Raw genomic sequence first — 11874 nt, 5'->3', positions numbered from 1 at the left:
GCGCCGGAGCCTGCTTGAGGCCGGTCTCCGGACTCGAGGCTTGCTGGACCGGCGCCTTCCCATGCCTGAGGCACAGTGGCGTGTAGCCGGTCCCGAACCTCTTACCGTTGCGGGGGCAGTGAGCGCTTTGCACGCTCTTCCCGTTTAACCCAGGAGGATCACTCCGGGGAACCTGAAGCGGGGCGGATTATACGCAGGCAGGGCCGGAACCCGTATCATGCGCGCGGATTAGAGCCTCCCTGGACCCGTTTCCCCGATGAACAGCCCTTTCCTGAGCGCCGCCCTCGACGCCGCCGCCGCCGCCACCGAGATCATCCGCAAGGCCTACCGCGGCAACTTCGACGTGCAATACAAGGCCGACGCCAGCCCGGTGACCGAGGTAGACGTGGCCTCGGAGCAGGCGATCAAGGCCGTGCTGCAGGCCCGGTTCCCGGATCACGGCTTCTTCGGCGAGGAGACCGGCAAGTCCAACCAGGACTCCGACTACCTCTGGCTGGTGGACCCCATCGACGGCACCAAGGCCTTCGTGCGCGGCTACCCGATGTTCTCGATCCAGATCGCGCTGATGCACAAGGGCGAGCTGGTGCTGGGCGTGTCCTCGGCCCCCTGCTGGAACGGCGGGGCCGGCGAGACCATCTGGGCGGAGAAGGGCAAGGGTGCCTGGCTGGGCGAGGAGCGCCTGCAGGTCAGCAGTATCGACACCCTGGCCAAGGCCACGCTGTCCACCGGCAACCTCGCGCGCCTGGCCAAGTCGCCGCAGTGGTCCGAACTGGGCCGCCTGATCCCGCAGCTGCACCGCATCCGCGGCTACGCCGACTTCGTCCACTACCACCTGCTGGCCTCGGGCCGCATCGACGCGGTAGTGGAATCGGACGTGAATATCCTCGACATCGCCGCGCTCACCGTCATCGTGCGCGAGGCGGGCGGCACCTTCACCGATCTGGACGGCGCACCGGTGGGGCTGGAAACGACCACCGTGCGGGCGACCAACGGCCGCCTGCACGAGGCCTTCGCCGGGCTAGCCCTCGGCGCCTGAGGGCGCCTGGCGCAGGCTGATCACCTGCCAGCCGCGCTTCACCGCCTCGTCGCGCAGCACGTCGTCCGGGTCCACGGCCACGGCCTGGTCGGCCATCTCCAGCAGCGGGATATCGTTGCGCGAGTCGCTGTAGGCCGTCATGTGCGTGTAGGCCCGCGGCTGCGCCGCCAGCCATTCCCTCAGCCGCACCACCTTGCCGCCCTGGAAGTTGGGCAGCCCGGCGACCTGGCCGGTGTAGCGGCCGTCGCGGATCTCCGGATCGGTGCCGATCAGGTGCGGCACGCCCAGCAGCTCGGCGATCGGCTCGGTGACGAAGCGGTTGGTGGCGCTGGTGATCAGCAGCGTCGCCCCCTCGGCGCGGTGGCGCTCCAGCAGGGCCGGGGCGCCCGCGGCCACCACCGGCTCGATCTTTTCGCGGATGAACTGCCGGCGCCAGGCCTGCAGCGTCTCCATGCTGTGCTGTGACAGCGGCTTCAGCGAGAAGGAGCAGAACTTCAGGATATCCAGCGTGCCGGCCTGGTACTCCTCGTAGAAGCGGCGGTTCTCGCGCTCGTAGGCCTCGCGGTCCACGTGGCCCTGCTCCACCAGGAACTGGCCCCAGAGATAGTCGCTGTCGGCGGCCAGCAGGGTGTGATCGAGGTCGAAGACGGCGATTTTCATGATGATGAAGACGGTTGTCGAAGCTTCGGGGGCGGCATATTAACCGGGGCATATACAGCACCGGGGGGATTTGCCATTATCCTTCGAGAACTTATTCATCCTCATCTCGCAAGTGATTGATTCAGAAGGATTCCGCCCAAACGTTGGGATTGTGCTGACGAGCGCGGCCGGCCAGGTGCTGTGGGCCAAGCGCATCGGCCAGCAGGCCTGGCAGTTTCCGCAGGGCGGGATCAAGCGCGGCGAGACCCCCGAGGCCGCCCTGTTCCGAGAGCTGCACGAGGAACTGGGCCTGCTGCCGCAGCACGTCGAGGTCATCGGCGTGACCAGCGGCTGGCTGCGCTACCGCCTGCCGCAGCGCTACCTGCGCCGCCCGCGCGGCCGCCTGTGCATCGGCCAGAAGCAGAAGTGGTTTGCCCTGCGCATGGTCGCGGAGGACCAATTGGTGCGCTTCGACGCCAGCGACAAGCCGGAATTCGACGGCTGGCGCTGGGTGGACTACTGGCTGCCGATGGACGAGGTGGTGGAGTTCAAGCGTGATGTCTATCGCCGCGCCCTGACCGAGCTGGCCCCCCTGCTGGGCCAGTCCGGGCGCCAGCCGCCCGCGGACGCCCCCCGGACGGCCACGGCGTGAACCGGGCGGTCGGGCTACTGGCGGTACTGCTGCTGGGCGGCTGCGCCACCCTGGACCGCAACGAATGCCTGCAGGCCAACTGGACCGACCTGGGGGCCCGCGACGGCCAGTCGGGCTATCCCGCCAGCCGTCTGGAGGAACACCGCACCGCCTGCCGCGAGCACGGCATCATCCCCGATGACCGCAGCTATCTCGCCGGCCGCGAGCAGGGCCTGCGCTATTACTGCACCGCCGAGAGCGGCTACCGTGAGGGCCGCCGCGGTGCCGGCTACTCGCGCGTCTGCCCGCTGGAGGCCGAAGCGGCCTTCCTGCCCGAGTACGAGCGCGGCCGCGAAATCCACCAGCTGGAGCAGGACGCCGACGCCCTGCGCAACAACATCGACGAGCACGAGCGCGCCCTTGGCGACCCCAACCTGACGCGCGACCAGCGCTACTACCACCGGCGCGAGCTGGACTACCTCTACCGCGAGCTGGCCTCCCTGCGCCGGCAGCTGGATCGCCTCGAAAACGGCCCCCGGTACTGAGCGGCCGACGGCCGGTCATCCGGCAATCGGAAGTTTATTGACAATCATTATCATTTATTATTAAATGCGATGCATGATCGTTTGCGTCTGCAAAGCAGTTTCCGACCGACACATCCGTCGCGCCGTAGCGGCCGGGGAAGTCGTGAGCCTGCGCGATCTGACCCGTGAGTTGAGCCTGGGCACCTGCTGCGGCAAGTGTGTCCCCGCCGCCCGCGAAGTGCTGGGCGAGGCCCTGACCACCCTGCCGGCCCCGTCGCTGATGATGCCCGTGGTCGCCAACCAGCCGGTCGCCCTCAGCGCCTAGAGCTGAACGCGCATGCGAATCGCATGCAAAATCGTTTAAAAAACCAATAAAAACAGGCACTTGGACTGGACGTCAGCTGGGGGCCGGCGCTACACTGCGCGCCTTAGCCCCCTACCCAGGAGCGCGCCATGCGCGGTGATCCCAAGGTTATCGAGTTCCTCAACCAGGCTCTGCGCAATGAGCTGACGGCCATCAACCAGTACTTCCTCCACGCCCGCATGCTGGGCAACTGGGGCATGAAGAAGCTGGAGAAGGTCGAGTATCACGAGTCGATCGACGAGATGAAGCATGCCGATCGCCTCATCAAGCGCGTCCTGTTCCTGGACGGCCTGCCCAACCTGCAGGACCTCGGCAAGCTCTACATCGGCGAGGACGTGAAGGAACTGCTGGAGTGCGACTTGCGCCTGGAACTGGAGGCCGTGCCCCTGCTCAAGGACGCCATCGCCTACTGCGAGCAGGTCCGTGACTACAACAGCCGCGAGCTGTTCGAGGACATCCTCGACAGCGAGGAGCACCACATTGACTTCATCGAGGAGCAACTGGGCCTGATCGAGCGCATGGGCATCCAGAACTACATCCAGTCGGTGGCGGGGGCTCCGGCGGAAGAAGGCGAGTAAGGCCAAGCTGCGTAACGAAAAAGCCCCGCGAAAAGCGGGGCTTTTTCATTGGCTCCCTCTCCCCGCAAGCGGGGAGAGGGTTGGGGTGAGGGGCGAAACTCCCAATCGGAGGCAAGGTGCGTAACCGCCATCGCACCACCCTCACCTCGGCAACTGCCCATGCGTTGCCCTGCCTCGGGCATCCATGCCCTCGCCAATCCTCTCCCGCCAGCGGGAGAGGGGGCAAGCTAGAACGGCTTCACCACCACCAGGATCACCACGGCCACCAGCGCCAGCGCCGGCACCTCGTTCATGATCCGGTAGAACTTGGCGGTCTTGGTATTGCGCTCCTGGGCGAAGGCCCGCACGCGGGTCTTGAGCCAGCCGTGGTAGCCCGACAGGGCCAGCACCAGGGTCAGCTTGGCGTGCAGCCAGCCGGACTTCATGTAGCCCGGGAACTGCGAGAGCAGCCACAGCCCGAACACCCAGGTGCCGATCATGGCGATGGTGGTCAGCGTCATCAGGCGCTTCTCCATCAGGCAGAAGCGCTGGTAGCTGTCCGCGTCCGAGGGCTTGACCTCGGTGTGGTAGACGAACAGGCGGGGTAGGTAGAACAGGCCGGCGAACCAGGCCACGACGAAGATGATGTGAAACGACTTGATCCAGAGCATGTCAGAGGCGCCTGCGGTTACGTGGGCTGAGGTTCAGGTTTTGAGCCGGAGCCTCTATTATCGCGCCCTCAACGGATGGATGTGAGTCATGATCAAGGTCGGAATCGTCGGCGGGACCGGTTACACCGGCGCCGAGCTGCTGCGCCTGCTGGCGCAACACCCCCAGGTGCAGGTCACGAAGCTGACCTCGCGCAAGGAGGCCGGCCTGCGTGCGGACCAGCACTTTCCCCACCTGCGGGGCTACACCGATGACCTGACGTTCAGTACCCCGGACGTGGACCAGCTGTCGGACTGCGAGGCGGTGTTCTTCGCCACCCCGCACGGCGCCTGCATGGCCATGGCGCCGGAGCTGGTCTCTCGCGGCGTGAAGATCGTGGACCTGTCGGCCGACTTCCGGCTCAAGGACACCGCCGAGTTCAAGCGCTGGTACGGCATGGACCATAGCTGCCCGGACCTGCTGGCCGAGGCCGTCTACGGCCTGCCCGAGGTCAACCGGGTGGATGTCTCCAACGCGCGCATCGTCGGCAACCCCGGCTGCTATCCCACCTCCGTGCAGCTCGGCTTCCTGCCGCTGCTGGAGGCCGGCCTGGTGGATTCCGAGCACCTGATCGCCGACTGCAAGTCGGGCGTCAGCGGTGCCGGACGCGAGGCCAAGATCGGCTCGCTGTTCGGCGAGGCGGCGGACACCATGAAGGCCTACGGCATCCCGGGCCACCGGCACTGGCCGGAGATCACCCAGGGCTTGCGTGGCATGTCGGACGCGCCGGTGAGCCTGGTGTTCAGCCCGCACCTCACCCCGATGATCCGCGGTATCCACTCCACGCTGTACGCACGCCTCAAGGACCCCGCCGTGGACCTGCAGGCGCTGTACGAGCAGCGCTACAAGGGCGAGCCCTTCGTGGACGTCATGCCGGCGGGCGAGCACCCGGAGACGCGCAGCGTGCGCGGCAGCAACCGCTGCCGGATTGCCGTGCACAAGGCTCCGGACGGCAAGACCGCCGTGGTGCTGGTGGTGATCGACAACCTGGTCAAGGGCGCGTCGGGCCAGGCCATCCAGAACCTCAACCTGATGCTGGGCCTGGACGAGACCCTGGGCCTCGACGCCCCGCCGCTGTCGCCCTGAGCCTGCGGGCGCCCGCATGCAGCACAAGATCGTCATCGCCCGCCACCGGCCCTGGTTCAAGACCGGGCTGGTAGCCGGCGGCGTGGCGGCCGTGGCGCTGCTGATGTGGGGACTGTACTCCTACACCCGTGCCACCACGGTGACGGACTTCGAGCGTGCCCAGACCGACCTGGAACGCGCCCAGAACGAACGCCGCACCCTGACCCGTGACCTGCGCGCCGCTCGGGCCGAGGCCGACGAACTGCGCAACCAGCTTGCCTACCAGAAGCGCTCGGTCGAGATCGACACCCACGCCTGCGACGAGGTCCGGCAATCCCTGACCGCCCTGCAGACCGAGGTGTCCTCCCTGCGCGAGCAGCTGACCTTCTACCGCGGCATGTCGCCTACCGGGCAGACCCGCTCCGGCGTGCGCGTGCACGACATCAAGCTGCAGGCCAAGGACAAGGAGCCGCGCGCCTACAGCTTTGATCTCACCCTGATCCAGTCGGCGCAGAAAGACCGCTTCTTCGGCGGCAGCGTACGAATGGAAATTCAAGGACTTAACGGTGGCGTACGGCACAACCTCGGACTCGAGGAGATCGCCCTCGGCGATACCAAAAAGCTGATATTCTCAATGAAGTACTACGAGGAATTCCGCGGCGAGTTCCGGTTGCCGGAAGGCTTCAAGCCGCAGCGGGTCGTCGTCGCGCTTCAGATCGATGGCGAAAACGCTCCCCGACCCGAGGAAAGCTTCGAGTGGAATCGGATCCTGGCGGGAGCTGGAGGAAATGAAAATGTTCGGCGGTAACAATCCCAAGGGCAACAGCTCGTCCACCCCGGTGGACACCCTGATCGGCCGCCAGACCGAGATTCTCGGCGACGTCCGTTTTTCCGGCGGCCTGCACGTGGACGGCAAGATCAAGGGCAAGGTCATCGCCAACAGCGACAAGGCTGCCTCCCTGTCGATCAGCGATACCGGCCTGGTTGAAGGCGACGTTCGCGTCCCCAATATTGTGTTGAACGGCGCCGTCATCGGCGACGTGCATGCGACGGAGAAGATCACCCTGGCCGCCAAGGCCCGCGTGAACGGCAACGTCTACTACAAGATCATCGAGATGGAAGGCGGCGCCACGGTCAACGGCCAGCTGGTGCACGAAGGCGAAGGCGGACGGGCCCCTGCAGCGCTCGCGCAGCAGAAGCCGGCCGACGAGTCGACGGACCAGCTGAGCGAGGCCCGGCGCGCCAAGGGTCTGTAAGCGGTTCTTTTGACGCCCGCGAGGGCAAGAGTGGCTGTGATGGAAGCAGAAGCTGAATTCGAGACGGTGATCTTCACCGAGGCCGCGGCCAACAAGGTCCGCGAACTGCTGGACGAGGAAATCGACGTCAAACAGAACCTGCGCGTGTTCGTCACGGGCGGTGGCTGCTCCGGCTTCCAGTACGGTTTCAAGTTCGACAAGGAAACCGAGGAAGGCGACACCCTGGTGACCCGCAACGGCGTCACCCTGGTCGTGGACCCGATGAGCGTGCAGTACCTCATGGGCGCCGAGATCGACTACAAGGAAAGCGTCGAGGGTGCACAGTTCGTGATCCGCAACCCCAACGCCAGCACCACCTGCGGCTGCGGAAATTCGTTCTCCGTCTAGCGCCGAGCGGCAGGCACCACCTGCTCCTACAGGGCGGATATGGATCCATGACCCGGCTTCGCCCAGCGAAGCCGGGTTTTTGCTTTTCAGTGCTCCAGTAGCACTCGAGTCGTTCCCATAGACCGTCGTTTGTAGGAACGGCTGACAGCCGCGCCCGCACAGGCCACGCCGCGCGGAGCCCGCAATCAGCCCCGATAAACCCCGCCCAGCACCACCGCCCGCTTGGCCCCCGTCACCGCCGGCAGGTTCCCCGGCAGCCCGTGCATCGTCCGCATCGCCAGCCAGGCGAACGCCGCCGCTTCCACGTGCTGCGGGTCCAGGCCCGCGTCGGCGCTGGAGCGCAGCGCGATCGGTGCCAGCAGCGCTGCCAGGCGTTCCATCAGCAGGTGGTTGCGCGTGCCGCCGCCGCAGGCCAGCACCTCGCGCGTCTGCGGGCCATGGTTGCGGATCGCATCCGCCACCGTCCGCGCCGTCAGCTCGCACAGCGTGCGCTGCACGTCGGCGGGCGGCAGGGTATCGAGCCCGGGATAGCGCCGGCGCAGCCAGTCCAGGTGGAAGTCGCCGCGCCCGGTGCTCTTGGGCGGTGCGGCGGCAAAGTAGGGATCGCCCAGCAACGCCTCCAGCAGTTCCGCCTGAAGCTGCCCGCTCGCGGCGAACTCGCCGCCCTCGTCGTAGGGCTTGCCCAAGTGCCGCTCCGCCCACTCGTCCATCAGGCCATTGGCCGGGCCGGTATCGAAACCGCTGACTGCTTCGGCATTCGCGCCGGGTAGCAGCGTGATGTTGGCGATGCCGCCCAGGTTCAGGGCCACGCGAGGCAGCGTCGCCGCGCCGAACAGCGCGTGGTGGAAGGCTGGCACCAGGGGGGCGCCCTGGCCGCCGGCGGCGACGTCGGCGCGACGGAAGTCGGCCACCGTGGTGATGCCCAGCTTCTGTGCGATCCACGAGGGGTTTCCCAGCTGGATGCTGCCGCCGGTCGCGGCCGGATCATGGAACACGGTCTGGCCGTGCGAGCCCACGGCGCGGATCGCCTCGCGCGGCAGGCGCGCCGCCTCCAAGGCCAGCTCGGCGGTGTCGGCAAAGGCCTGGGCCACGTCGCGGTCCAGCTCCGCCAGCTCGCGCAGCGACAGCTGCGGCACCGTGCGCTGCAGCGTCAGCAGGCGCTCGCGCAGCGGTGCCGGGTAGTGCCCGGACGCGTGGGCGTGCACGCGGAGGAAGCGGGGTTCCGGGAGGGTGTCGTCGAAGGCACAGACGGCGGCATCGATGCCGTCCATGCTGGTACCCGACATCAGGCCGATGAAGTATTCCGTCATCGGCCTGATGTTACTGCAGCCCGGTGGACGGCAGCATCAGGCGCGCATCAGGGCGTCGCGGTCCTGCCCGGCTCGTCGCTGGCCATGGCGGCCTGCTGCTGCATGGAGATCGACTGCAGTGCGGCCAGGGCGCCGGCGTTCTCGCTGCGCCAGGCGGCCAGCTCGGACTTGGACAGCGGGTTGGCGCGCGGCAGCGACACCGTGATCGGGTTGACGTGCAGCCCGTTGACGCGGAATTCATAGTGCAGATGCGGCGCGGTGGCCAGGCCCGTGGCGCCGACGTAGCCGATCACCTGGCCCATCTTCACGCGAGAGCCGTTGCTCAGGCCGGTGCGGAAGCGCGACAGGTGACCGTAGAGCGTCTCGTACTTCTGGCCGTGCTTGATGATGATGACGTTGCCGTAGCCGCTCTTCTTGCCGATGAACTCCACCACGCCGTCGCCGGTGGTCTTCACCGGGGTGCCGGTGCCGGCGGCGTAGTCCACACCCTTGTGGGCGCGGATCACGTTGAGGATCGGATGCATGCGGCCCGGATTGAAGCCCGAGCTGATGCGGGCGAAGTCGACCGGCGTGCGGATGAAGGCCTTGCGGAAGGAGCTGCCGTCCGGCGCGTAGTAGGCGGCGTTGCCCTTCTTGTCCACGTAGCGCATCGCCTGGTGGACCTTGCCCTTGTTCACGAACTCCGCGATGGTGATGTTGCCGTCGCGCAGCTTCTTGCCATCCTTGTAGTAGGCGTCGTAGACCACCACGAAGCGGTCACCGCGGCGCAGGTCCAGGGCGAAGTCGATGTCGTAGTTGAAGATCTGCGCCAGTTCCAGCGTCAGCCGGTTCGACAGGCCGGCCTTCTGCGCGGCCATGAACAGCGAGGAGTCGATCACGCCGGCCACTTCGGCCTGGCGCTTCTCCAGCTCGGCGGCGATGGTGAAGGCCTCGAGCTTGTCGTCGACGCGGCGCACCTGCAGCGTGTGCGTGTCGTCCAGCTCGTAGCTGAGTTCCTCCAGGCTGCCCTCGGCATTGCGGCGCAGGCGGATGATCTCGCCGGGGCGCAGGTTGCGCAGCTCGCGCGCATCCTTGCTCAGGGTCAGCAGCTGCAGCGATTCGCTGTGCGGCAGGCCTTCGGCCTCGAAGATGGTCGAAAGCGTCTGGCCGCGTTCAACGGTCAGCGCCTTCCAGTCGGTGAGCGAGGGAGCGGCTGGCGTTTCCGCCGTGGCCTGCGCCTGAAGCTGCGCATCGAGCGCGATATCGGCGCCCGGAGTCGGGAAGGCGGCGGCCACGTCGGCCGGCGCCGCGCTGGAGAGCGCGCTGCTGCGGGTGGCAATGCTCTCATGGCCGACAATGGCGGCCAGCATGGCAACGGAGACCGTTGCCATGACGACAGAGCGGCGTGCCGAGCGGCGGGGAGCCAGCTCGGCTGGGCTATAATCGAAGTTCATCGTGATAACTCAAAAAACGTGAAACCGCGCGGGGCACAGCGGTTTTGACCGGGGCCGCCTTTGTGACCGGCGTCTCTCCGGGGTGTCATAATGCGTAAGGAAACATACTTTTTTAGGCATTGCAAGAAAATCCCCTGGTAACTCCGGCTCAGTCTGCAGCGAGCCCGGCCTTATGACCGCCCCGTCTACCCCTATTCCATTGCATTTCACATGACCGCCGATCTCGCCGAACTCGTCCGTGGAACGGACGAAATCATCCCGGATACTGAATTTCGCAGCCGCTTGGCAGAGGCGGAGGCGAAAGGCCAGAAACTGCGAATCAAGGCGGGCTTCGATCCCACGGCCAAGGACCTGCACCTGGGCCACACGCTTTTGCTTAACAAAATGCGTGCCTTCCAGGAGGCCGGACACGAGGTGATCTTCCTGATCGGTGACTTCACCGGCATGATCGGCGACCCGACCGGCAAGAACGAAACCCGCAAACCCCTTACGCGTCAACAGGTTGAAGAAAACGCCCAGACCTACCGGACCCAGGTGTTCAAGATCCTGGACCCCGAGAAGACCCAGGTGGTCTTCAACAGCCAGTGGCTCGATCCGCTGGGCGCCGAGGGCCTGATCAAGCTCGCCGCCCAGCACACCGTGGCCCGCATGATGGAGCGGGATGACTTCACCAAGCGCTATGCCGCCGGCCAGCCGATCGCGGTCCACGAATTCCTCTACCCCCTGCTGCAGGGCTATGACTCCGTTGCCCTGAAGTCGGACGTAGAGATGGGCGGAACCGACCAGAAGTTCAATCTGCTGGTGGGCCGCCACCTGCAGGCCGCCTATGGCCAGCGCCCCCAGTGCATCATGACGGTGCCGATCCTCGAGGGCCTGGACGGCGTCCAGAAGATGTCCAAGAGCCTGGGCAACTATGTGGGCGTCAACGACGCTCCGGGCGAGATGTTCGGCAAGCTCATGTCGGTGTCCGACACCCTCATGTGGCGCTACTACGACCTGCTGTCCTTCAAGCCCCTGGCCGAGATCGCCGGCCTGCGCCGCTCGGTGGAGGAGGGCGCCAACCCCCGCGACATCAAGATGGGGCTGGCGGTAGAGATCGTCGACCGCTTCCATGGCGCCGGCGCCGGCGAAGTGGCCCGAGCGGCTTTCATTGCCCAGTTCTCGCAAGGCTCCCTGCCGGCGGACATCCCCACCGTGAAGGTGGCCGCCCCCGCGGCGGGGCTGCAGATCGGCAAGCTATTGAAGGAAGCCGGCCTGGTGCCGTCCAACTCCGAGGCCAACCGCATGCTCGACCAGAAGGCCGTGCGGGTGGACCAGCAGCGAGTGGAGGACAAGGGCCTGCTGCTGAAGCCGGGGCAGACCTACCTGCTACAGGTCGGATCCCGGCGCTACGCCTACGCCGAGCTCACCGAGCTGGCGAGCTGAAGAAACCCAAGGGGCCCGCCAGGGCCCCTTCTCACGTCTGGCGCCCGGCAGGGCGCTAGACGTTGGGACTGCTGCAGCGGGCCGGCGCGCTGGGCGGCCCCTTCCCGTGCGGCCAAAGACGGCCTGCCGGGACGGGCGGCAAGTGCTGGATAAGGGCTGTTGCAGAAGAGGAAATCCCGGGAGGCAGAAAGGCTGGTTAGAAAATAACCAAAAAATGGACAAAAAACGATCAAAAACAGCGCGGCAGGAGGGGGTTCCAGGGTTTGGTTCAAAACTGAAAATCGTTTTGTAACAAACACTTAATAATTAGTTGTAAGGGGACAGTTGACGCACCCCGTTTTTTCCCTAGAATTCGCCTTCCTCGCTGACGGCAACGACGGAAACGACGAAGCCGCTAAAGCACTGTTCTTTAAGAACAAATTAGCAAGTAATTTGTGTGGGTGCTCCCGGTGCGTGGCAGAAGCCATAGCAACACAACCGAGAGTATCAACGTAAAGCCAAACGTAAGTTGAGCATAGAGTTGATGACTCTTACGGCAC

At 65.9% G+C, this 11874-nt stretch carries 14 protein-coding genes and 1 riboswitch; of the genes, 10 read left to right on the top strand and 4 right to left on the bottom strand.

Going from position 1 to position 11874, the window contains the following annotated elements; genetic code table 11:
• A riboswitch (cobalamin riboswitch) is annotated at positions 1-191 on the bottom strand.
• A 65-nt stretch (positions 192-256) separates the two neighbouring features.
• Entirely contained in the window at positions 257-1036 is a 780-nt protein-coding gene (locus tag QT386_RS20825) for an inositol monophosphatase family protein (RefSeq protein ID WP_289275674.1), read from the top strand.
• Here QT386_RS20825 and QT386_RS20820 read toward each other — a convergent pair.
• Entirely contained in the window at positions 1019-1696 is a 678-nt protein-coding gene (locus QT386_RS20820) for an HAD family phosphatase (protein WP_289275673.1), read from the bottom strand. The two genes, QT386_RS20825 and QT386_RS20820, sit on opposite strands and share 18 nt — an antisense overlap.
• A 112-nt stretch (positions 1697-1808) precedes the next feature.
• Between QT386_RS20820 and QT386_RS20815 the strand changes: the two genes are divergently transcribed.
• From QT386_RS20815 to bfr, 4 genes are all read left to right on the top strand, one after another.
• A complete protein-coding gene (locus QT386_RS20815) occupies positions 1809-2327 on the top strand; it encodes an RNA pyrophosphohydrolase (protein WP_289275672.1) in 519 nt (172 codons plus the stop codon).
• Positions 2324-2851 carry a DUF2799 domain-containing protein gene (locus QT386_RS20810; RefSeq protein ID WP_289275671.1) on the top strand — a complete coding sequence of 176 codons (528 nt, stop codon included), beginning with the start codon at positions 2324-2326 and terminating at the stop codon, positions 2849-2851. Before QT386_RS20815 ends, QT386_RS20810 begins: the two co-directional genes overlap by 4 nt.
• Before the next feature lie 64 nt (positions 2852-2915).
• A complete protein-coding gene (locus QT386_RS20805) occupies positions 2916-3155 on the top strand; it encodes a (2Fe-2S)-binding protein (RefSeq protein WP_367401474.1) in 240 nt (79 codons plus the stop codon).
• 128 nt (positions 3156-3283) lie between these two features.
• Positions 3284-3772 carry a bacterioferritin gene (bfr, locus tag QT386_RS20800; RefSeq protein WP_289275669.1) on the top strand — a complete coding sequence of 163 codons (489 nt, stop codon included), beginning with the start codon at positions 3284-3286 and terminating at the stop codon, positions 3770-3772.
• Positions 3773-3999: 227 nt separating this feature from the next.
• Here the strand turns inward: bfr and hemJ are convergent, their stop codons facing one another.
• On the bottom strand, positions 4000-4422 hold the full coding sequence (gene hemJ / locus QT386_RS20795) for a protoporphyrinogen oxidase HemJ (protein ID WP_289275668.1): 423 nt from the start codon (positions 4420-4422) through the stop codon (positions 4000-4002).
• Positions 4423-4510: 88 nt separating this feature from the next.
• Between hemJ and argC the strand changes: the two genes are divergently transcribed.
• The 4 genes from argC to erpA are packed head-to-tail and all read left to right on the top strand — an operon-like array spanning position 4511 to position 7167.
• On the top strand, positions 4511-5545 hold the full coding sequence (gene argC / locus QT386_RS20790; RefSeq protein ID WP_289275667.1) for an N-acetyl-gamma-glutamyl-phosphate reductase: 1035 nt from the start codon (positions 4511-4513) through the stop codon (positions 5543-5545).
• 16 nt (positions 5546-5561) lie between these two features.
• Positions 5562-6332: a DUF6776 family protein gene (locus QT386_RS20785; protein ID WP_289275666.1), complete on the top strand. Its 771-nt coding sequence runs from the start codon at positions 5562-5564 to the stop codon at positions 6330-6332.
• Positions 6319-6780 (top strand): polymer-forming cytoskeletal protein, encoded by a 462-nt coding sequence (locus QT386_RS20780; RefSeq protein ID WP_289275665.1) that lies wholly within the window; start codon positions 6319-6321, stop codon positions 6778-6780. Before QT386_RS20785 ends, QT386_RS20780 begins: the two co-directional genes overlap by 14 nt.
• A 39-nt stretch (positions 6781-6819) precedes the next feature.
• A complete protein-coding gene (erpA, locus tag QT386_RS20775; protein ID WP_289275664.1) occupies positions 6820-7167 on the top strand; it encodes an iron-sulfur cluster insertion protein ErpA in 348 nt (115 codons plus the stop codon).
• 185 nt (positions 7168-7352) lie between these two features.
• On the opposite strand, the gene QT386_RS20770 is transcribed toward erpA, so the two are convergent.
• On the bottom strand, positions 7353-8477 hold the full coding sequence (locus tag QT386_RS20770; RefSeq protein ID WP_289275663.1) for an anhydro-N-acetylmuramic acid kinase: 1125 nt from the start codon (positions 8475-8477) through the stop codon (positions 7353-7355).
• Between the two features lie 47 nt (positions 8478-8524).
• Entirely contained in the window at positions 8525-9910 is a 1386-nt protein-coding gene (locus tag QT386_RS20765; RefSeq protein ID WP_289275662.1) for an OapA family protein, read from the bottom strand.
• A gap of 210 nt (positions 9911-10120) precedes the next feature.
• Here QT386_RS20765 and tyrS point away from each other — a divergent pair, with 210 nt between their 5' ends.
• A complete protein-coding gene (tyrS, locus tag QT386_RS20760; protein ID WP_289275661.1) occupies positions 10121-11335 on the top strand; it encodes a tyrosine--tRNA ligase in 1215 nt (404 codons plus the stop codon).
• Positions 11336-11874: the final 539 nt, after the last annotated feature.

The organism is Solimonas sp. SE-A11, from assembly GCF_030345715.1.
Lineage (GTDB): Bacteria > Pseudomonadota > Gammaproteobacteria > Nevskiales > Nevskiaceae > Solimonas_A.
The sequence above is the reverse complement of the archived record's forward strand: the minus strand, read 5'-3'. Positions and strand labels throughout refer to the sequence as shown.

Coding starts and splice junctions, on each gene's coding strand:
- QT386_RS20825 (WP_289275674.1), top strand. CDS start 257: ATGAACAGCCCTTTCCTGAGCGCCGCCCTCGACGCCGCCGCCGCCGCC.
- QT386_RS20820 (WP_289275673.1), bottom strand. CDS start 1,696: ATGAAAATCGCCGTCTTCGACCTCGATCACACCCTGCTGGCCGCCGAC.
- QT386_RS20805 (WP_367401474.1), top strand. CDS start 2,916: ATGCGATGCATGATCGTTTGCGTCTGCAAAGCAGTTTCCGACCGACAC.
- bfr (WP_289275669.1), top strand. CDS start 3,284: ATGCGCGGTGATCCCAAGGTTATCGAGTTCCTCAACCAGGCTCTGCGC.
- hemJ (WP_289275668.1), bottom strand. CDS start 4,422: ATGCTCTGGATCAAGTCGTTTCACATCATCTTCGTCGTGGCCTGGTTC.
- argC (WP_289275667.1), top strand. CDS start 4,511: ATGATCAAGGTCGGAATCGTCGGCGGGACCGGTTACACCGGCGCCGAG.
- QT386_RS20785 (WP_289275666.1), top strand. CDS start 5,562: ATGCAGCACAAGATCGTCATCGCCCGCCACCGGCCCTGGTTCAAGACC.
- QT386_RS20780 (WP_289275665.1), top strand. CDS start 6,319: ATGTTCGGCGGTAACAATCCCAAGGGCAACAGCTCGTCCACCCCGGTG.
- erpA (WP_289275664.1), top strand. CDS start 6,820: ATGGAAGCAGAAGCTGAATTCGAGACGGTGATCTTCACCGAGGCCGCG.
- QT386_RS20770 (WP_289275663.1), bottom strand. CDS start 8,477: ATGACGGAATACTTCATCGGCCTGATGTCGGGTACCAGCATGGACGGC.
- QT386_RS20765 (WP_289275662.1), bottom strand. CDS start 9,910: ATGAACTTCGATTATAGCCCAGCCGAGCTGGCTCCCCGCCGCTCGGCA.
- tyrS (WP_289275661.1), top strand. CDS start 10,121: ATGACCGCCGATCTCGCCGAACTCGTCCGTGGAACGGACGAAATCATC.